General features: G+C 69.6%; 14 protein-coding genes. 2 read left to right on the forward strand and 12 right to left on the reverse strand.

The genetic code is table 11. From position 1 onward, the window contains the following. Nucleotides 1-211: 211 nt before the first annotated feature. Entirely contained in the window at nucleotides 212-763 is a 552-nt protein-coding gene (locus OH809_RS06400; protein WP_406423311.1) for a DUF4232 domain-containing protein, read from the forward strand. A gap of 146 nt (nucleotides 764-909) precedes the next feature. Here OH809_RS06400 and OH809_RS06405 read toward each other — a convergent pair whose 3' ends face one another. The 9 genes from OH809_RS06405 to OH809_RS06445 form a co-directional block, all read right to left on the reverse strand. Further along, complete coding sequence (locus OH809_RS06405; RefSeq protein WP_406423310.1) at nucleotides 910-2,730, reverse strand: aKG-HExxH-type peptide beta-hydroxylase; 1,821 nt, start codon at nucleotides 2,728-2,730, stop codon at nucleotides 910-912. A gap of 26 nt (nucleotides 2,731-2,756) precedes the next feature. After that, complete coding sequence (locus tag OH809_RS06410) at nucleotides 2,757-2,939, reverse strand: aldo/keto reductase (RefSeq protein WP_406423309.1); 183 nt, start codon at nucleotides 2,937-2,939, stop codon at nucleotides 2,757-2,759. A gap of 101 nt (nucleotides 2,940-3,040) precedes the next feature. Then, a complete protein-coding gene (locus tag OH809_RS06415) occupies nucleotides 3,041-4,153 on the reverse strand; it encodes an effector-associated domain 2-containing protein (protein WP_406423308.1) in 1,113 nt (370 codons plus the stop codon). Continuing rightward, entirely contained in the window at nucleotides 4,150-5,319 is a 1,170-nt protein-coding gene (locus tag OH809_RS06420) for a hypothetical protein (RefSeq protein WP_406423307.1), read from the reverse strand. Before OH809_RS06420 ends, OH809_RS06415 begins: the two co-directional genes overlap by 4 nt. A 104-nt stretch (nucleotides 5,320-5,423) precedes the next feature. After that, nucleotides 5,424-9,746 (reverse strand): FxSxx-COOH system tetratricopeptide repeat protein, encoded by a 4,323-nt coding sequence (fxsT, locus tag OH809_RS06425; RefSeq protein ID WP_406423306.1) that lies wholly within the window; start codon nucleotides 9,744-9,746, stop codon nucleotides 5,424-5,426. Next, nucleotides 9,746-10,807, reverse strand: coding sequence for an AAA family ATPase (locus OH809_RS06430; protein ID WP_406423305.1), 1,062 nt, complete (start codon nucleotides 10,805-10,807; stop codon nucleotides 9,746-9,748). The genes fxsT and OH809_RS06430 overlap by 1 nt, the downstream gene beginning before the upstream one ends. Then, a complete protein-coding gene (locus OH809_RS06435) occupies nucleotides 10,804-12,297 on the reverse strand; it encodes an effector-associated domain 2-containing protein (protein WP_406423304.1) in 1,494 nt (497 codons plus the stop codon). The genes OH809_RS06430 and OH809_RS06435 overlap by 4 nt, the downstream gene beginning before the upstream one ends. 413 nt (nucleotides 12,298-12,710) lie before the next feature. Next, the gene (locus OH809_RS06440) at nucleotides 12,711-13,964 is read right to left on the reverse strand and encodes a cytochrome P450 (protein ID WP_406423303.1); all 1,254 of its coding nucleotides are present in this window, start codon (nucleotides 13,962-13,964) and stop codon (nucleotides 12,711-12,713) included. After that, nucleotides 13,961-15,265 carry a cytochrome P450 gene (locus OH809_RS06445; protein ID WP_406423302.1) on the reverse strand — a complete coding sequence of 435 codons (1,305 nt, stop codon included), beginning with the start codon at nucleotides 15,263-15,265 and terminating at the stop codon, nucleotides 13,961-13,963. The genes OH809_RS06440 and OH809_RS06445 overlap by 4 nt, the downstream gene beginning before the upstream one ends. A gap of 328 nt (nucleotides 15,266-15,593) precedes the next feature. Between OH809_RS06445 and OH809_RS06450 the strand changes: the two genes are divergently transcribed. After that, the gene (locus OH809_RS06450) at nucleotides 15,594-18,266 is read left to right on the forward strand and encodes a TIM-barrel domain-containing protein (RefSeq protein WP_406423301.1); all 2,673 of its coding nucleotides are present in this window, start codon (nucleotides 15,594-15,596) and stop codon (nucleotides 18,264-18,266) included. A 74-nt stretch (nucleotides 18,267-18,340) separates the two neighbouring features. On the opposite strand, the gene OH809_RS06455 is transcribed toward OH809_RS06450, so the two are convergent. The 3 genes from OH809_RS06455 to OH809_RS06465 are packed head-to-tail and all read right to left on the reverse strand — an operon-like array spanning nucleotide 18,341 to nucleotide 20,785. Next, nucleotides 18,341-19,108: an amino acid ABC transporter ATP-binding protein gene (locus tag OH809_RS06455; RefSeq protein ID WP_406423300.1), complete on the reverse strand. Its 768-nt coding sequence runs from the start codon at nucleotides 19,106-19,108 to the stop codon at nucleotides 18,341-18,343. A gap of 7 nt (nucleotides 19,109-19,115) precedes the next feature. After that, nucleotides 19,116-19,904 carry an amino acid ABC transporter permease gene (locus OH809_RS06460; RefSeq protein WP_406425342.1) on the reverse strand — a complete coding sequence of 263 codons (789 nt, stop codon included), beginning with the start codon at nucleotides 19,902-19,904 and terminating at the stop codon, nucleotides 19,116-19,118. Nucleotides 19,905-19,954: 50 nt separating this feature from the next. Then, complete coding sequence (locus OH809_RS06465; RefSeq protein WP_406423299.1) at nucleotides 19,955-20,785, reverse strand: transporter substrate-binding domain-containing protein; 831 nt, start codon at nucleotides 20,783-20,785, stop codon at nucleotides 19,955-19,957. Between the last annotated feature and the right edge of the window lie 170 nt (nucleotides 20,786-20,955).

The raw sequence follows: 20,955 nt of genomic DNA on the forward strand, positions 1-20,955 counted from the left end.
GCCGCCGCAGGGACACCGCCTACGCGGGGCGCGTCCCCGCGCCCCGGCTCCCCGATTCCCGCCTCACCGGCAGAAGGTTCATGGCCGTCACAGCGGGCGGGTCGCAACCGGACGGCAGATACTGATCTGGTCCGTCCGCGCCGGCCGATCGCGAGGACACACCGGCCACCCTGCCGCGATCACCGGCGGTCGAGATTCCGGGAGAAACACCATGCGTCTGCGCCCCACCATCGCCTCCGGCTTCACCGTCCCGGCCGTCGCCACCGCCGTGGTTCTGGCGGCCGCGGGCGCCGCGGCCGCGGTCGGTACCGCGCCCGCCGCGCCTGCGGCAGCCTCCCGGCTCGGCACGTGCCAGGAGAAGGCCCTCAGTGTGACGGCCGCGCCCGGCGGTCAGCAGAACGTGGTACGCATCAGTGTCACCAACCGTGGCAGTCGCAGCTGTGTCGTCGACCGGATCCCGACCATCACCTTCGCAGGTCTTGACGGCTCCGCCCAGGCCGTGCCGCCTGCCGAGAGCGCCCCCTACGTGCTCTCGCGAGGTGAGCGGGCGTATGCCGCCCTCCGTACCGCCGATCCGGCCGGTACCGAGGGGCATGTGGTCGGCAGTGTGAGCGTGGCGGCGGATCCGGCCCACTACGGCGTCACGTTCGGAGCGGCCGGCGTGGGCATGCCCCGGGGGATCCGGGTCTGGGAGCCGGTCACCACGCTCTGGCAGGTGTCGGCGGCCGCCGCATCCGAGGCCCTGGCCGACGCTGTGGGCTGATCCGCCGACGGTCTACGTCTCGCGGAAGGCCCGGCGGCAACCCCATGCACCAGGCCGCCGGCGGGCCGAACGGATTCAGCGTCTCTGCAGGCTGCCCCGCACGCAAGCCCGTACGCCTGCGGAGCCGGCTCCCTCGCGGGGCCGGCTCATCCGTGCCGCACGACTGCGGGGCCGTCCTGGACCGGAACGCGTCCCGCCAGCCACCGGGCGATCTCCGCCCCGTTCCGGGCTCCGCCCTCCACCAGTACCGCCGCGAACCGCTCGGGCCGGGCCAGCACGCGCCGGTCCTCGGGGTACAGCGCCGCATGGGCGAGCAGCCAGCCGGCCAGCACGTGCCGGTCGAAGGGGCCGGTGCCGCCCAGCTGTGCCGCGTACACCTCCAGCGCCGCGCCCGCGTCCCCTGAGACCAACAGCTCGTCCGCCGTCGACGGGGGGCCTGGCTTCTTGCGCAGGTACAGCTGTCCGCGCTCGTCCTGCCAGTGCCCGCGGTCGCCCGCGGGTACGACCACCGGCTCACCGCCCCGCACCGGCTCCGAACCGGAGCGCAACGCCTTGACGAGTGCCTCCTGTTCGTCCTTGCCGCAGCGCAGATTGCGTAGTCGCCACTCCACGCGGTGGCTGACCGCCGCCGCCCTGGCCCGGCCCTCCGCCTCCTGGTCCACCGGTTCCCGCAACCAGCTGTCGACGGTCTCGGACAGGCGTGTGACGAGCCGTCGCCCAGGCACGGTGAGCTCCGCGCGGGTGGCCAGCGTTCGGAGCACCATGCGCGTCTGGAGCCGACGCAGCGCGAAGAGGAACGGTGCGCGTCCTTCGGGGTCGGCCACGGTGTCACCGATCAGGTCGAACCAGAATCCGGTCACTCCGACGAAGGCGTAGGCACCGTGGAGGAGTCCCGGCAGGTGGCGTGGGTCGGAGCGCCAAGGCGCGTAGTGGAGTTCGGTCCGGTCGTCGTCGAGCAAGGGGAACAGATGGAGCAGGGCACCCAGTTTGCTGTGCTGGAACTCGTGTACGAGGGTTTCCGCCAGGGCGAGCCCGTTCCGGGGGCGGGCCACCACCATGGAGGCGAAGGCGTCGCCGGTGGAGGCGCTGAGCCCGGCGGCCGGAACGGGAAGCGTGTGCGCTCCGTCCTTGGCGCGCCAGGGGACGATCCGGCTGATCTCCTCGGGGCGCAGCCCTCCGGGCCCCGCAGCACCGCGTCGCAGAGTCGAGACGGCGTCCCGGAACAGCGCCTGCCAGGAGCGCAGTTCGCCTGGATCCAGCCGGCCGGGGGCGATCGGTTCGTCCAGGTCGCGGTAGGGATCGAGGTCGTCGAGCTGCACGCCACGGGCCCCGGGCCCGACGAGCAGCGTGTGCACCGGCCACCAGGACGCGGTTTCCGGGTCGGTGAGCGGCCGCACGACGACGTCGCCACCGTGCGGCCCGTCCCGGCGTTCACTGCGAAGGATGACCGTCCCGGCGGACACCACGGCACGGACCGTGTGGAAGTCGTCCTGGACGTGTTCCGGGAGCCGGACCAGCCCGAGCGTCGGCAGACTCACAGCCGCGCCCCGGGCAGGCAGCAGCAGCTCGGTATCCGTACCGGCGTGTACGGCGGCCGTCGCGGCCACGGCGGCGATGTGTCCCGCGTCCGCCCACAGCGGCGGCCCGGACGTGGTTCCGTGCAGCCGGCGCAGGGTGTGGGCAAGCCAGCTGCCGACCTGGGGGCTGAGCAACAGCCCCTCGACGGCCTCCGGTGCCTGCGCGGCGGCAGCCTCCAGCGCGGGCCATATCGCCGCCGCGTCCAGCGGGCCGAGGATGCCGGGGCGTTCGTCGAACCGGTCGAGGAGCTCGCGCAGCAGCAGCAGGCGGCGGGTCCGCTCGCCCTTCACCAGGAACGCCACGGCCTCGGGCGAGCCGCCGCCTGCGGCGATCTCGTCGAACAACGCGCCGGGCATGCGGATCGGGGCGTACGCATCGCTTGCTGTCATGGACTGTGCCTCCTGGACCGTCTGCGCTATTCGGCCCGCCCGGGTTCGGGGTTGCCCATGGCGTTGGTGCGCGCACGCCGCAGCTCTTCCAGCAACCGTGGGCCCGGGCCTGGAAGGCGCCGCAGGTCGGCGACGCCCACTGCGGCCAGATCCATGACGTCGGATTCGAGGTGATCAGCTGTGCGGTCGGCGGGTACCGGCTGGTACAAGGCGCGCTCCCCCTTCGCGAGCGGTGGCACAGGATGCCACCGTTTACTCCATGATGACGAACGGGACCCCTTCCCGAAACCCATGTGATCACGCCAGCGGATCACATTCCCGTCCCCGTGTCCCCGAGGAAGTCCTGTATGGCCGACTCGAGTTCAGCCGCTCGCGCGGGTTCGTCGTCGAGAAGCGTCACCGCGCCGTACAGCTCCCACAGCCTGTCCGGCCGCGTTCTGAGGGTACGTACGATGCCGATCACGTCGGTGCGAGGCATCGGGTGCCGTGGCATGCGCGCTACCACGGCCGGCGGCAACTCGTTCACCAGCGACTGCCGTTCATCACGGTCGTTCATGAGCGGGTACGCCAGCAGGGCCTCGATGAGCCGGGCCAGCTGCCTGCCCGCCGGAGTGCCACCGGGGCCGACCGGTGGCGGCAGCGGTGACATAGCCGGACTGCTCTCGGTACGTCCGGGTCTGTGCAGGAGGAGGCTGGGCAACTGGTCGGTGCGGCCTACCGCTCGCAGTGCGGCCAGCCGGGTCCGCACGGACTCGAACAGGACGTCGGGATCCGGCAGCAGATCGGCTGGGAGTTCGTCCAGCACGATGTCCGAGAACACACCGAGCCGCCGCTCGGGATCGTTGGCCGCACGCTGCCCCCGGCCGGCCGCGAACATCAGGATCTGGTCGTGGGCCTCGATCCGGTGCCCGGCCGGAAACTGCTCACCGGGCAAAGAGCGCGGGAAGTTGTGCCGTTCGTCGAACGTCTGACAGGCGTCGACCATCCAGATCTGCCTGCCGAAGCCCGTCACCGCGTCACTTCTCAGCGTGCTGCGGGCCGATTCGACGTCGATGTTGCGCCGGTCCGGCTCGGTGGCGTCGGTGCAGTAGAGCCGCAGGTGCTCGTCGCGGTCCAGCACACCGTGGCCGCCCCACCACACCCACAGCACGTCTCCGGCGCGGGCGGGGATGTCGGTCACGAAGGCACGCCGCAGGGTGTCGTGGTCGGCCGGCCGGTACGGGACACCCGGATCGGTGCCGCCCGAAGGCGCGAGATGCAGCAGGACGTTTTCCTCGGGGACGCCGAGTTCCAGCAGCCAGTCGCGGAAGCGCAGTGCGTCCCGGACCGGCCCGGGAAGGTTCCAGCTGTCGCCGGCCGCGTACTGCTCGATGCCGACCACCAGTGCCAGGACGCGGCCGGGCTCGACCCGTTGGCGGGTCACGGGAGCAGGTCTCCGATCGCCCGGTAGACGGCCCGGTCACTCCAGTAGGCGCTGTGTGCGACGGGGAAAGGCTGCCGGCTGTCGGTGGGAATGTCGGTGGCCCGTCCGGGAAAGAGCGGCTCTGCCGCGTAACCGAGCAGGTCGCGCCGGTCGTAGAGATTCAGCCACGGCGGGACGTGACCGGGCAGGGCGTCGGGGTGGGCGAGTGAGGGCAGCGCTCCGGTCTCGTACAGGAAGGGGCCCTGCGAGCCGACCGTCACCAGTAGTTCCACGCCGGCCGGCGGGCTCGATATCAGGGTGTCGAGGGCGATGATGCCGCCGAGACTGTGGCCGAGCAGCACGACGGGGGGTTCCAGGGAGGTGACCAGGTCCCGCAGCCCCTGCCGCATGGGCTCGCCCCGGGCCAGATACTTGAGGATGTCACCGGCGGCCGGATGGGCGGCGTCGGTGAGGGCCCGGCGGCGGCGCACGGCGTAACGGGAGCCGAGGCGTACGACGGGCTTCGCGGCCATGCGCAGTACCGGGCCGCGGCCGGTCCCCGCCGGGGCGGCACCGAGCCGTGCGGCGAGGGCGGCCACGGCGTCGTCCCGGGCATCGCCGGCGCCCTGCACCGGTGCGTCGGCCTCGATGGCCGCCGCGACGACCGCGGCCGTCAGCGCACGCGCCAGCGTCCACGACAGTGTCTCGGCGTCCAGTGCCTCGGCTGCCGGGGCGAGCAGCGGACTGCGCGCGAGCTGTGCCGCCGCCTGCGCGAGCCCGGGCCCCATCCGGTCGGCCCGTTCCTCGCCCTCGGCCGCGAGCTCGAGGAGCAGAGCCCTGGGGCGCTCGTCCGGGAACGCGGCGCCCGGCGGGGTGGCCGCTGCGGTGGCTCCGGCCGCCGCCAGGGCCAGTTCGGCCGTTGGGTCGTCGTAGAGGCGCGCCCACTCCTCCGCCTCGTCACCCGGATCTCCCGGGCCCTCGGCACCCCGGCCGGCTCCGGCGCCAGGACCGTCCGGGATGCTGGCCCCCGCTGCCGCGAGGCTCGCCCCGTACTGCTCGCCCCAGCGATAGGCCACCAGGTGGACGTCGGGCGCTGCTTCGGCGAGGCCCTCGGTGACCTGTGCGAGCAGGCCCGTGAGGTGTGGTTCACGCACACCTGTGCCGTGAGTGAAGACCACCGTGGTCATGTTGCCGCCCCCATTGCTGTGTTGCTGCCGGGGCCGGCCCACTGGCGTCACATGGACGGCGGGACCGGTCCGGCAGTTCTTCCTGCGGATGCGCCGCGCACCGGTCAGATCGGCAGCGGTGCGATGTCGCATTCGATGCGCTGGTGCAGGCGCGCAGCTGCCTGCCAGGGATGGTTGTCCCCCAGCACCCGTGAAAGACCTTCGATCGCTGCCGCGTTGAGCCGGTCGGCCTCCGACGACCGGCCCAGGCCCCGGTGATCGAGGGCGAGGTTGGCAGTGCAGACGAGTGTCAGCGGGTGATCGGGGCCCGCGGTCTCGGTGAGCCGGGGAAGAATGGCGGCATCAGCTTCCTGGGCGCGGGCGAAGTCCAGCCGTGCGTAGTGATTGTTGGCCCCGCTCATGGCAGCGGTGAGGGTGTTGATGTGGTGTTCGCCCAGCCCGCTCTCCAGAAGCTGCCACGCCTGGGTGTCCAGGGTTTCGGCCCGGTCGATCTCCCCGAGCGCCCGCAGCGTGGCCGCCAGGTTCACCTTGGCGCACTGCGTGTTCGGATGGCGGTCGCCGAATACCGCTCGATAGGCGGCCAGTGTCCGCTCCCCCAGCTCCCGGGAGCCCGCGAGATCGCCGTTCATCCTGCGCTCGACCATGGTGTGGACCGCGGCGGCAAGGGCGTCCATGTTGTTCAGGCCGTACCGGGTGGTGAACCGGTCGAACGTCTGCTCCGCGAGGGCCGCTCCTCCCTCGACCACACCGGCCCTGCGCCGGCACACGGCGAGGTTCAGGGCCGCTCGAATGGTGGCAGCGTTGGTCTCCCCGAAGTGGGTGACGAACGCTTGGTAGTTGGACTCCTGGAGGGCGCGCGCGCCGAGGTAGTCGCCCGCCTCACGCAAGTCGATGGCGAGGCCGTTCAGCGTGTTGAGAGTGAGGCCGCTCGCCGGCCCGTAGAGAAGCTCGCGCTGGCGCGCCGTCTCTTCGTCGAGCTCCCTCGCGGTCTCGAAGCGTCCGCTCGCCCGTAGTGAGATGCAGTAGTCGTGCGCGGCGCTCAGGGTCGTCGGATCCTCCGGCCCGAACAGATCGCTGGCCCTGGTGAAGGCCTCCTCGTCGAGATCGCACGCCGCCTGGATCTCGCCCCGGTGGCGCAGGGCCCCGGCCATATTCCACATGGAGTCGATGAGTTCCTCGTCCGGGATCTGCGCGCCGCGCGAGATCGCCAGGGCGCGTTCGTTGTGGGCGACCGCCTCCTCCGGACGCCCGAGAAGCCGGAGATAGAAACCGAGCAGCTTGGTGACCCTGATGACGTGCAGGTCCTCGTCGCCGGACTGGGCGCGCCAGGCGGTCCACGCCTGCAGGGCCTGCGCCGCGCCCGACTCGTGCGCGCCCCAGTAGTAGAGGAAGAACACCATGTCGTAGACGAGGTCGCGGACCCATGGATCGGAGCTCTCCACCGCTCCGGAGGCGATGACATGTGGCAGGATCGCCTGGTAGGCGGGCCACTGGTCAGGGGACGCGGGGGCGCCGGGCTTGGCCGTGGTGAGCAGCAGGTGGGCCGCTCGTGTCATCTTGGCCCGCTCCTCGGGATCCAGCCTGGCCACGATGACGTTCTGCATCAGCCGGTGCATCTGCAGCGTGCCGGTCTTGTGGTCCAGCCTCACCAGGGACAGCTTGCTCAGGTCGCGGGTGGCGCGGGCGAGCAGCAGCGGGTCACGCAGGACCGGGTCGAGCTCCGGCGTGATCTCGACGTTCCGGCCGCCCCTGAGCATGTTCAGCGGGATGGGCTCCGGCGCCATGCACGCGCAGATCTCGAGGAGTTGACGGGCCGCCGGGCTGTCCTGCGACAGGCGTCCGAGCGAGATGTCCCAGACTGCGGCGACCGGCAGCGGGTAGTCGGGGGACGGGGCGAGTTCGTGGATCTCGGGCCGGTGCTGTTCCAGCAGTTCGAGGTACTCGTCCACGGGCATGCCGGTGGCGGCGTGCCATGCGCCCGCCTGCTCGACAGCGAGCGGCAGGTCGCCCAGGGCGTCGGCGAGCCGGTCCGCGTCCGTGCGGCTCAGGCCCCGGGCGCGGCGCTGCAGGAGGGTGATGCTCTCCTCCCGGTCGAAGACGTCGACGCTGAGCGGAGTCGCCACCCGTTCCCACTCGCGGTTGCGCGAGGTGACGATGATCTTTCCCGGGCCGCCGTTGGGGAAGTAGGCCCGCACAACCTCGATGTCCTCGGCGTTGTCGAAGACCAGCAGCCAGTTGTCGAACGGTTTGCCGGTACGGAGCGCCTCGCGCACGGCCGGGACCGCGGCGTTGGCCTGGGGGCCCACCTCCAGGCCCAGGCTGCGGGCAAGGTCGGCAAGGGCGCCGAGAATCAGGTTCTCCTGTTCCGCCGGAATCCACCAGATGACGTTGAACTCGCCGCTGTGGCGGTACACGTACTCGACGGCGATCTGGGACTTGCCGACACCGCCCATGCCGTGCAGCGCGTGCGGGAGAACGGCTGTCGTCTCGTCCTCCTGCAACTGCCGTTCGACAGCGGCCAGAAGGCTCTCGCGCCCAGTGAAGTTGGGGTTCTTCGGCGGTACATTCCCCATGATCTTCGGCTGGCCGGTCCGGACGAACCGCATCTCCGGTGTCGTGACTTCCACTCCAGGGCCATCCCTCCGGGCATCCTGGTCATCTGTTACGGGTGTCGTGGGCGACACGGATCCTCCTGGTGAAACGGCCGGATGCGACCGGGGCGCGTGGGCATTCACATCAAATGCCTCTTTATCATCTTTGGTCGCCTCCGTTGTCTGCCCCGCACCGCGCAGCCGGTCGGTCAGGCGCGCCGCCCGGTGTCGGTACGGCAGCCCTCCCAGGGCGCGCAGTACGGCCAGCTCGATGCGGAGCCACGTGTGGCCGCCCGTGGTGTCCGGGAGAGCCGCTTGCGCCGGGTCCCGCAGCGCCGCCCGGAGCCTGATGCCCTGCGCCTGGCCGGCCCGCGACTCCGCGACAAGACCGACGGCCCGGGCCAGCTGGGTGCGGTTGCTGGTCGCCAGCAGCGCCTCCCGGACGCCTTCGGCGAAGTCGGGGCGGCCCTCGCCGTCGCGCTCCCAGTCGATGAGGCCGCCCATGAGGATCTCGGCCAAATGATCGGGCCCGGACTCGGGAAAGGCCCGGTCGCGCAGCTCCTCGATGACATCGAATCGCAGCGGGGCGACGGCCAGCAGCACGGCCAGCTGCCGCGCGAGCGGACTGGCCAGCGACACGAACTTGCGTACGGCGGCTGCCGCCGCGCGGGGCCCGTCGATCCTCGGTGCCCGCAGACCCGGCGCCGGCACGCCCTTGGCCAGCGCTCCGGCCAGGACCACCGGGAGCGTACGCCGGACACCGCGTTCACCGGTGACGAGATCGGCCCAGGCCCGGAACGAGCCGGGGCGAAGGCTGAGCACCGGAACCGGTACGGAGCCGTCGTCCTGGTCGGGCAGCAGGTGCGCCTGATCGGGCACGCCGTGGGGAGGACGACAGAGGAAGTGCCGGTTGAGCGCCCCGAATCCGGCCGCGTCCAGCTGGGCGCGGAAGGGGTAGAGCGAGGACCTGTGGCGCAGATACGGGGGAAGCAGATGGACGAGGGCCGTCGGACCGCCGGCCGAGAGCCGCCCCAGCAGTTCGTCGGCTTCCCGCCCGGCCCAGCCCGCCGCCAGCCCGTCGGTGACGACGAGGAACAGCCGTGACCCGCGCCCGTCGAGCAGCTCCGCCGGGTCGGCGTGCCGGTCGCCCGGCCAGCGCAGGACCGGCATGCCCCGCCCGGGGAGCGCCACCTCGACCGTACGGACGTCGCGGAACGCGCCGCTGCGCACCGCCTCATCGGCCAATCGGCGGACGGTGCTGTTCCACACGGGCATGCTGGGCGCATTGTCGACGAGCAGCATCAGGTCGAAGGCACGCTCCTGTACGGGCTCGAGGTAGGGAATCCACAGCCCGTCACTCAGACCGCACTCGGCGGTGCGCGGCTCGTCGAGACGGTTCAGGTAGCGCGAAGGCACACGTCGGCCGAGCCCCCGCAGCGCCTTCGCCAGTGGCAGCGGCACCACGCGTCGCACCGGTCGCGGCGCCGCCGGAAGCACCGCCTTCGGCAGGCTGCTCCGGGTCTCTTCGACGGCTTTCAGCGCCAGCTCTCGCGGGTCGAGGCCGATCATGCTCCCAGCGGCCACCACGTCCGGCGAAACTTCACCCGAAGGAGGGGCGGCGACATCGGAGGGTAGGTCCGGCTCCGGCTCACCGGATAACTGTTCAGGGGTGTCCGGCTCCTGGCCCGAGGTCCGCCCGGACACGTGCCATGCCGCGGCCAGCCAGGCGGCGTCGGCGATGTCCTGCCAGCTCGGGCCGCCGTCCGCGTCATGGGTGGCGGTGTGGCTCGACAAGGCCGGCACGTCCGGAGCACGCTCCCGTGGCGAGCCGTTCATCAGCGGCCTTTCGAGAGGTCGCGGAGCAGCATCTCAATGAGCTTACGCCCGTCCGCATCGGCCTGGAATCCGTTGGCCGTGGTGAGTTGCACGGCGTTCAGGAGCTGATCCACCGACTGGGTGCCACCGCCGTGCAGCCGCCTCTCGAACTCGTCCACCAGTACTTCGACTCCCTCCGGTCGTTGACGCAAATGGCTGACCACGATGGCAATCAGCTGCTCCCGGCTGGGCGGGCGCATCTCCAGGGGCAGGCAGCGGCGCCGGAAAGCGGCCGGGAATTCACGTTCGCCGTTGCTGGTGATCACGACGACGGGGAATTCCACACACTCGACGCGGCCTCCTCGCACGACGGCCCGGCGTTCGGGATCATCAGTGAAGACCGACACTTCCGCCACGCTGGTGCGCACCAGTTCCGGAATGTCGAAGCTGCCGTTCTCGAGGACGTGCAGCAGGTCGTTGGGCAGGTCGATGTCGCTCTTGTCCAGTTCGTCGACCAGCAGGACGCGCGGTCGCTCGTATGCGAGCAGCGCCGTGCCCAGAGGGCCGAGGGTCAGGAAGTCCCCGAGGTCGGGCGCGCTGCCGTGGTCGCCCTCCGGCACATCGGCCCGTGTCTCGCCGCCTGCCCGCCAGGCCGCGATGGCCTGCGCCCGCCCGATGGCGTCGTACTCGTAGAGCCCGCCACGCAGCGTCGTCCGGCTGACAATGCTCCACGGCAGCACCCGCCCGAGCCCCAGCTCACGGGCAATCAGATACGCGAGGGTCGACTTGCCCACCCCGGGCGGTCCGGTGATCAGCAACGGTCGGCGCAGCAGGAGCGCCGCATTGACGGCGTCGATCTCCTCCTCGCGCAGCTGCGGACCGTCCTGTACGACCCCGAGGCGGCGCAGGGCGGCCTGCGCGTCGTCGGGTGGCGCCGGCTGCAGGGGGCTCCCCGAGAAGACTCTCCAGGGCGGCGGGGACGGAAGCCCCGGCGGCTCTCCGGCAGGAGCCTGTCCCGTTGCGTGGAACACCCTCCAGGAAGGCGGCATCACAGGCAGGGCGGTCGTGTCCTGCTCGGTCATGCTGTCAACTCCTCACAGTCGACCAGGCGGTTGGGATCGTCCCAGAAGAACGCAATGTGTCTTCCCAATAGCAGGCTGCCGCCATCCAGTTCCTCAGCGCCTTTACGCAACTGACGTACTTTGGACGCCAGTTGGGCCGGATTGTGCCCGAGCAACAGCGTCAGCACCTCACCCGACTGCGCGGGACTGTCCGGCCTGCGGTCCCACGCGGCGAGGCCCACCCCCTCGGCGATGGCGGCGACGAGCGCCTCCAGACCATGGCCAGGTAGGGCGGGCACGTCGAGTATGACCGCGGTCAGCTGTGGCTCCGATGCCAGCGCGGCACGCCAGCGGTCGAGTTGCCCGGCCTCCGAGCTGCGCCAGCGGAACGCCTCGGCGGCACCGGCCGTTTTGAGCCGCTTCCATCGGGCCCGCCACCGCCTCAGCTGCCCGGGGTCACGGGTTCGCATACGCTCCAGACTCCGCAGGTGAATATGGTAGCGGAGGCCTATCGGCAGCGCGTCATGAGAGCGCGTACCCAGCTCGAGCCGAGCCATGTCGTGATTGAGTAACTGGAACGGAAGTACGAACTCGACCTGTACGGGAGGTTCGTTTTCCGTGTCCGGCACATCGGCCCATCGGGCCTCACCACGGTGGATGGCACGTTCGACCGCCACCGCCAGGGTGTCGAGAGTCGCGCGCTCCACAACACCCGCCACCGGCTCCCAGTAGCCCGGTGCCGCATTGACCCAATGACGTACGTATATATCGGCCGAACCGTCATCGGCCGGCTCCACCATCACGACGAGAGAGCGTGGCACTTCCGGGTCGGTCCTCGGCAGAGCAGCGATCGCGCGCCGGCGCTCCTGAAGCGCGCCCACCGCATCGGCACCGGCCTCGGCGGCCCATCGGTCCGACCAGTCCCTGAGCCTCTCGCCGAGGATCGCCTCCTGGTCGATGGCGATCACCTCCACCAGAACCACAGCCGGGGGCAGTCCGTCGGCCTGTGCGTTGACGTCCCTCAGATAGTCGAAGCACTTGGGGGGGCTCAGCCCGTAGGGAATGTCGACGCCGAGCTCATGACCGAGGATCGCGTGCACGCGGCCGCCGTCGAAGTCCCGGACCTCGGCGAGCAACCCTCCGATCTCCTGAACAGCGGTGTCAGCGAACACCAGGGGCAGCTCGGCAACCGTCTCGTCGGGCCAGGCGGTTCCGGCGAGCCTGGCCAGCCGCGCCGAGTCCTCGGGGCCGGAGGCGACACTCACACCGAAGACCAGCGCGTCGAGTCCGCCTTCGCGCTTCAGGACATCCATGACCAGGGACAGCATGTCGACGCGCGGGTTCTTGCGCAGGTAGTTGATCTCCATCCGGAGCTGCATGGCTACCAGCGCCACGAAGTGGATGCACTGATCCGGATCGCGCACACAGTCGAGCGCGCATAATTCGTCGACCAGCGCCCCGACCAGATACGGATCGGTCTCGCGCGGCCCTTGCGGCGCGTGTGCCACCACCGACCATCCCCCGCTGAGCCGGTACTTCCTCCACCACAACTGATCGCGAAGCTATCACGTCATATCTTCAGCAACCAGGTTCATTCCCAGGCCCGTTGACCCATCCTCGCCCTCCTCACCCCCCGGCCGCAGACGTAGCGCGCGGTCGGGGCGGCCCACTCCCACGATAGGCCGACCGTGCCCGCGAGCACACAGGTCGGCGCACCACATGGACACCCCTTGATCGGCCGCCGTGCTCGGGGCCGTGCCGCATCCGGCGGAGCTGCCGTCCCACCGCTTCTTCAGTGCGATCACCGACTTGTTGATCGCCGCGCCGACCCGGCCGGAGGCGCCGCGATCATCCCTGTTCCGTGTGGGCTGCCCCCGTCGCCCCGAGATGCGCGGCGACGGCGGGCAGCCCGTGTTCTTCCCGTTCAGCCGTTCAGCAGCACAGGGAAGGACTCCATGTCGTTCTGCGTCATCACCGGCAGCTTGCGGAGCTCCTTGTCCGGCACGGCGAGCCTCAGCCCGGGAAAGCGGCCGAACAGCGCGGGCAGGGCGATCCCCGCCTCGACCCGGGAGAGCGCCGCGCCGGGGCAGATGTGCGGGCCATGACCGAAGGTCATGTGGCGGATCGGCGTGGGCCGGGTGATGTCGAAGGCGTCGGCGTCCGGCCCGTGCTGTTCGACGTCGCGGCCGATGACCCGGTAGGAGATGACGACGCCCTCCCCCTTGGCGATCACCTGGTCGCCGACCTGGATGTCCTCCGTCGCGAACCGCATCAGCAGATGGGTGGTGGGGGTGTCCCAGCGCAGCGTCTCCTCGATCACCGTCTCCCACGGGATCTCGCCGTCGAGCACCATGCGCAGCTGGTCGGGGTGGGCGAGCAGGGCCCGTACCGCATTGAGGATCAGCCCGATGGTGGTCTCGTGACCTGCCGCCACCATGGCCTTGAGGTTGCCGACCACTTCCTCCTCGGTGAGCGGCTCTCCGCCCTCGTCGGCCAGGATGAGCGCACTGGTGAGGTCGTCCGTCGGCTGGGCGGTCTTCTTGCGGACGAGCGCCGCGTAGAAGACGTCCAGCTCGGCGAGCAGGGCCAGCCGCTCCTCGTGCGGGGTGAGCATGGAGAAGAAGGCCTTGTACCTCTTCGTCAACATGGGGTGCTCGGATTCGTCCACACCCATCAGCATGCCGACCACCCGCATGGGCAGCGGCTGGGCGAACACGGACTTGAGGTCGACGACACCGTCCTTGCCCTGCTCGGCCAGGGCGTCCAGCAGCTCCTCGGTGAACTTCTCGATGTCCGGGCGGATGGCCTCCAGCCGGCGTGGTGTGATCGCCTGGGAGGTCTTGGTGCGCAGCCGCCGGTGTTCCTCGCCGTCCACGGTGAACATGGACCGCCCGGCATCGATCATGCCGATCAGCGGCCAGGCGTGCGTCACCGCACCGCTCTGCCAGAGCCCCCAGGCGTCGAGGTCCTTCACCAGACGCGGGTCGACGAGGAGTTGACGCGCCTCGGCATGTCGGGTGACGGTCCAGGCAGGAACCCCGAGCAGCTCGATCCTGGCGAGCGGCCCTGCCTCGCGCAGGCGTGCCGTCTCTCCGTCCAGGTCCTGGACCATGGGGTCGATGACCACGGCCCCGCCCCCCGGAGTGGCCTCGTGAGCGGCGGCGTGAGGACAGTTCAAGAGAAGTCTCCTGTCATGCGTACGGGCGTGAACTGGACGGGCAGCGAGGTCATCCCTCGCAGGAAGGCGGACTGCCGCCGGACGAGCGTCTGCGCGGGCACCGCGAGGGCGAGGTCGGGCAACCGGTCGAGGAGCACCTCGATACCGGTACGGGCGATGGTCTCGGCGATCTCCTGCGCAGGGAACGGGCAGCGGTACTCGCCGTGACTGAAGGCCAGGTGGGCACTGTTGCCGCCCTGTCCGGACATTCCCTCGGTGGCGATGCGCTGCCGTACGTGCGGGTCGGAGTTGGCTGCCCCGAGGCCGAGGAGCAGCATGTCCCCGGCGCGGATGTTCCGGCCGGCGAGCCGGGTGTCGCGGGAGGCCCAGCGGCCGGCGAGGATCTGGGTCGGGCTCTCCTCCCAGAGAACCTCGTTCATCGCCTCGGCCACACTGTGCCGGCCCCCGGCCAGGGAGTCGGCGAACAGGTCGTCGGTGAGCATCAGCCGCAGGGAGTTGCTGATCCAGTCGGCGGTGGTCAGATGTCCGGCGGCCGTGATGGCCATCAGGTCGAGAACGTATTCCTCGTCGGTGAACGGTTCGTGGTACGCCAGCATCCTGGACGTCACATCGTCTCCGGGCACGGCACGCTTGGCCGCGACCAGCCGCTGCATGTGCTCCCCGAACCGCACATGCGCACTCTGCGCCTCGGGACCGCCGTCGGCGAGGTCCTTCAGCACCTGCGCGATGTCCGCTCCCTCCGCGTCCGGGAAGCCGACGAGCCTGGCGAGGACCAGGACGGGCAGCGGCTCGGCGAACTCGGCCACCAGATCGGCCGCGCCGCGCGTGCAGACGGCGTCGACGAGCCGGTCGGCCAACTCCTCGCAGTGGCGCCGGATTTCGAACGGATCGGCACGCTCCAGGGCCGGCCCCACCATGTCGGCGTGGCGGCGGTGCTCGGCGCCCGCGGTGAAGTAGATCGACGGCATGGGGCGACCGACCATCGGGAGCAGTGGCCAGTCCTCGGGAATGTTCTCCCACTGGTTCCACAGCCCGACGTCCCGGGGGAACAACTCGCCGTCACTGGTGACCTGGTGGAGTTCCCGGTATCCGATGACCAGCCAGGCGGGGAACCCGCCGGGCAGCTCGACGGGGACGACGGGACCGTGATCACGTCGCATGGTGCGGTAGAGGGCTTGGGGCTCGGTATGGAATTCGGGACCGCTGAGTGGCACCGCGGCCGAGCCGTGCCGTACCGGACAGCCACCGCCGGTGGGTGCTTCGGGGTCGGGCGCGGGCACGGCGGAAGAGAGGCGCGTCATCGAACTGACTCCTGTGGCGGCGGCTTCGCGTTGCGGACCCAAGATCAACGCGACACCACTATAGGGATGTCGAGTGAAGGTTCAGGCGTCAGTCGCGACCGATCTCGGCACTTTGGCGATCACAAGAAGCCGACAGTGAAGCACGTTTGATCACAAGCGGGGCGAACTCCCCCAGCGCACCGCTCCTTCCACACCGCCGACGATCCCGCCCCCGGACCGTTGACATGCACCTGCATAAGGGTGAATCCTCGTGCGATAAGTTGCGCGAACTCACGCATGTTCAAGCATTTGCAAACATTCAGTGCTTGGTTCGAAAGGGATGCATCCCATGCGAAGACTTCAACACCGGTCCCGCTGGACCGCCCTGGCCACAACGGGGCTCGTCGCCGCCCTGGCCGCCGCCCTGCTCGGCGCCCCGGCCGAGTCCGCCCACGCGGCGACCCCCGCGAGCGCCGTGCTCGACGAGGCCCACAAGAGCGTCACCTGGCAGAGCCCCGTCTACCCCAAGGGGACGGTCGGCGGCCCCAAGGAGTGCCCGTCCGCCGCCGAGGACCCGGACAACAAGGTCTGCGACCGCTTCGACCTCACCGTGTCGACACCCGAGGGCTACTGGGACGACAACCCGGAGGGCGGGGTGCCGATCTCCATCGAGTGGCAGAAGCCCGCCGAAGACTTCGACATGTACATCTACAACTCCGCCGGCAAGCAGGTCGCCTCCAGCGCGGGCACGGCCGACCCCGAGGCCACGGTGATCCCCCGGGCCAGTGGGACGTACCACGTGATCGTCGTGCCGTACGACGTCACCGACAACTCCTTCACCGGCAAGGCGTATCTTCCGGAGACGACCGACTCGGGGAACCTGACCTCCTTCGGCGGGGGCAACGGCAGCTACTCCATCGAGGCCGGAGAGCTCAAGGCGAAAGCCGAGTTCCTGACCAGTGGTCAACTGCGCCTCCAGGCCACGCCGTCCGGAGAGTTCACCGACCCGGCCGGAGCGGCGATCATCCGCAAGCAACCCGCCCTGGAGAAGCACACCAGCACCTTCGACAAGGGCGACTACTACGGAGTCCGCTCCCCTGACGCCGTACTCCGCGTCTACAAGAAGCCGCTGCGCTTCGGCCTCTACAAGGCCGACAACCGGACCCGGATCTGGCAGGAGGACAAGCCCCTGCGCTGGTCCACCGGAGGAATGCGGCAGAGTCTGGAGCGCGGCGCGGACGAGCAGTTCTTCGGTGGCGGCGAGCAGAACGGCAGCTTCTCGCACCGCGACAAGACGGTGTTCGTCGCCAACAACACCAACTGGAACGAGGGCGGTTACAACAACTCCCAGCCCTTCTACCTCTCCAGTGCCGGTTACGGCGTCTACCGCAACACCTTCGCGCCCGGCGTCTACCACTTCGGCTCCCCGGTCCAGACCGGTCAGCAGGAACGGCGCCTCGACGCGTACTACTTCATCGGGGACGCGAAGGAGGTGATCGGCAAGTACACCGCCCTGGTCGGCAAGCCGTTCATGCCGCCGGTGTACGGCCTCGAACCCGGTGACGCCGACTGCTACCTGCACAACGCCAACCAGGGCGAGCGCCACACCCTGGACGCGCTGAAGGTCGCCGACGGCTATACGCAGAACCAGATGCCGCTGGGCTGGATGCTCGTCAACGACGGTTACGGCTGCGGTTACGAGAATCTGCAGGAGACCGCCAAGGGCCTCCAGGACCACAACGCCCAGCTGGGCCTGTGGACCCAGAACGGCCTGGACAAGCTCGCCGACCAGGTGAAGGCGGGCCAGCGGGTCGCGAAGCTCGACGTCGCCTGGGTCGGCCAGGGATACGGCAAGGCGCTCGACGCCTGCGACAAGGCCAAGTCCGGCATCGAGGAGAACAGCGACGCCCGCGGCTTCGTCTGGCTGCCCGTCTCCTGGGCGGGCGCGCAGCGCTGCGGCGTGCTGTGGAGCGGCGACCAGTCCCTGTCCTGGGACTTCGTCCGCTGGCAGATCCCGACGTACGCCGGGGCCACCATGTCCGGCATCGCGTACAACACCGGTGACGTCGGCAGCATCTACCGCCACGACGCCAAGATGTACGCCCGCGACCTGCAGGCCAAGTCGTTCCTCCCGGCCCTGATGACCATGGACGGCTGGGCGACGGACCTCACCACCAAGAAGAAGATCAACCAGCAGCCGTGGGTGGACGGCGAGCCGTACACCTCCATCAACCGCAAGTACCTCCAGCTGCGGGAGCGGCTGCTGCCGTATCTCTACTCCCTGTCCGCCGAGGCCGCGAAGACCGGCGTGGGCTCGGTCCGCCCGCTGTGGCTGGAGTACCCGGACGACCCCGACACCCTGGGCGCGAACGCCAAGTACGAGTACCTGGCGGGCTCCGACTTCCTGGTGGCCCCGGTCTACGAGGACTCCGACACCCGTAACGGCATCTACCTGCCCAAGGGCACCTGGACCGACTACTGGACGGGGAAGACGTACGAGGGACCGACCACGGTCAACGGCTACCACGCCCCGATCGACACCCTGCCCCTGTTCGTCAAGGGCGGCTCCATCGTGCCGATGTGGCCGAAGGGCACGACGTCCTGGCAGACCCGGGACCGGAGCGAGCTGGACTACGACCTGTACCCGCAGGGCACGAGCACGTACACGCTCTACGAGGACGACGGCGTGACCCGGAAGTTCGCCGAGGGCGCCTCGGCGACGCAACACGTACGCGTGCAGGCACCCACCGACGGAGAGGCGAGCACCCTCATCAAGGTCGGTGCGAGCGTGGGGAGTTACAAGGAAAAGCCGGCCACCCGGGCATACCGGTTCACCGTGCACGGCAAGGACGCACCGTCGCTGGTGGTCATGAACGGCGGCCGCCTCCAGCAACTGGACTCCGCGACGGCGCTCGCCTCGGCCGAGTCCGGCTGGTACACGGACCCGGCGACCGGGATCACGGAGATCAAGACGCGGTCCGTCTCCACGGACCACGGCTTCACGGTCGAGCTGCGTAAGTAGCAAGGAGCAATCACAGGACAGTGTCAGGGGCCGTCTCCGGACGGCCCCTGACGCGTGTCCGGAAGTCGGTTGTGTCAGGCCTCGGGCTGCACGGCGTCCGGGTGCAGGACCCGCGCGAGGAAGGCCTTGGTCCGGGGGTGCTCCGGCCGGGCCAGTACATCCTCCGGGGCGCCCTCCTCCACCACTCGGCCGCCGTCCATGAAGACCACGCGGTCGGCGACGTCGCGGGCGAAGCCCATCTCGTGGGTGACGACCATCATCGTCATGCCTTCGTCGGCCAGGGTGCGCATGACCCCCAGTACGTCGCCCACCAGTTCGGGGTCGAGCGCGCTGGTCGGCTCGTCGAAGAGCATCAGCCCGGGCCCCATCGACAGGGCCCGCGCGATGGCCACACGCTGCTGCTGGCCGCCGGAGAGCTGGGAGGGGAAGCTGTCCTCGCGGTCGGCCAGGCCGACCTTGGCGAGGTTCTCCCGGGCGATGCGGTCGGCTTCCTCCCTGCCGCGTCCGAGAACCCGACGCTGAGCGATCGTCAGGTTGTCCAGGACGTTCAGATGAGGAAAGAGGTTGAACTGCTGGAAGACCATGCCGATCCGGCGGCGCATCGCGTCCAGATCGATGTCCGGATCGGTCATGTCGACACCGCCGACGGTGACCGTGCCGCTGGTCGGCTCCTCCAGAAGATTCACACAGCGAAGCAGGGTCGACTTCCCCGACCCCGAGGGGCCGACGACGCATACGACCTCGCCGGGCGCGACCGTGAAGTCGATACCGCGGAGCACTTCGACGTCGCCGAACGACTTGTGCAGCCCCTGGATCTCGATCGCCGCAGTCATGTCCGCCATCCCGTGATCACCTCGCCTGTGCATGACGGGCCTCGAGGCGCCGTACGAGATAGCCGAGCGGGACAGTGACCAGGAGGTAGCACAGGCCCGCGACGAAAATGGGGGTGGTGTTGGCCGTCGTACTGGCCAAGTCGCGCCCGAACTTCGTGAGTTCACGCTGCTGAAGTGTGACGCCCAGGAAGAGCACCAGCGAGGAGTCCTTGAAGAGCAGGACCATTTCGTTGGTGAGCGGCGGCACGATGATCCGGAAGGCCTGAGGGACCACGATCGACCGCATCGCGGTGGCGTGCGACATGCCCAGCGTGCGCGCCGCCTCCAGCTGGCCGCGCGGTACGGCCTGGATGCCCGCACGGATGGTCTCGGCCATGTACGCGGCGGAGACCAGACCCAGGGCGCAGGCAACCTGCCCGTAGGTCTCCCCGGGGAAGACGATCCCCGGGAAGGCGAGCGGAACACCCACCCCGACGAAGATGAAGATCAGCAGGGCGGGCAGGCCGCGGAAGAACTCGATGTACGCCATCGCGAGCCAGCGGTACGGCGCAACGGACGACAGCCGCATCAGGGCCACCACGAGGCCCAGTACGAGTCCGACGCCGAAGCCGGTCAGCGTGTACACCACGGTGTTCAGCAGGGCGACCGTGATGAGTTCGGGGAAGAGCCGCTGGGCGACCGACAGGTCCAGAAACTGCTCCTGGAGCTGCTGCCAGTCGGCCAGCGCGCCCACGACCACCACGGCGACCACGAAGACGGCGTACTGCACCCCACGGGAGATACGGCGCCGGCGTCGCGGTGACATCCGGGGCCGCGCAGCCGTCTCCTCCCGGTCCTTACCGGTGATCAGGGTGGTCACTGGGCGTCGACACCCTTCGGCATGGGCCCGATCCACTGCTCGTACAGCTTCTTGTACGTGCCGTCGGACTTCGAGTCCTTGATGGCCTGGTCGATCGCCGCGAGAAGCTTGGGGTTGCCACCCTTGCGCACCGCGAAGCCGTACTGCTCACCGGTGTCGAGATTGCCCACGATCTCGAACTTGGCCGAGTTGGCGGGGTCCTTGAGCCAGTTCTGCACGACCGGGTAGTCCTGCACGATGAGATCGACCTGGCCGGTGCGCAGTCCGTTGAGCTCGGCATCGGAGCTCTCGAAGGACTGCGGGTCGGCGCCGTGCTCATGGGCGAATTCCTCGCCGGTGGTGGAGGACTGGGAACCGAGCTTGAGCTTCTGCTTGGTGATGTCCTCGACGGTCGCCGCCTTGACGCCCTTGCGGGCCAACAGGGCCTGGGTGGCGTCGAAGTACGGTACGGAGAAGTCCAGGTTCTGCTTGCGCTCGTCGTTGATCGTCATGCCGGCGGCGGCCACGTCACAGACACTGGCATTGAGGTCGGCTCCGGTCTTGATCGTCTCGAACGACTTGTCCACGACGACCTGCTTGACACCCAGATCCTCGGCGACCAGATCGATCATCGAGACATCGAAACCGACCACCTTTCCGTCCTTCTCGGACTGGAAGGGCGCGTACGGCAAGTGCGTACAGGTAGTTATCTGGCCGGACTTGACCAGCTTTGCACCTTTGACGGTCGCGCCGTCACTGCTGCTACTACAGGCACTGAGCGGGAGTGCAAGCGCGACGGCCGCGCAGATCACGGCGATCCGGCGGGAGGGCAGGCGGGACGAGCTCATGAGAGTTCCCCTTGTGCACGAAGGACGGACTCGCGGACGGAGGCAAGGACGGACTCGCGGATCGACGCCGAACCGCGATCAAGGTCCGCACAGAATGTCGGAGCACCGGCCGAAAGTCCACCCTGCCCGGGTGGTCCGGGACTTCGTCCCGCTTCACTCCGGGCGGCTCA

The organism is Streptomyces sp. NBC_00873, assembly GCF_045207415.1.
Classification (GTDB): domain Bacteria; phylum Actinomycetota; class Actinomycetes; order Streptomycetales; family Streptomycetaceae; genus Streptomyces.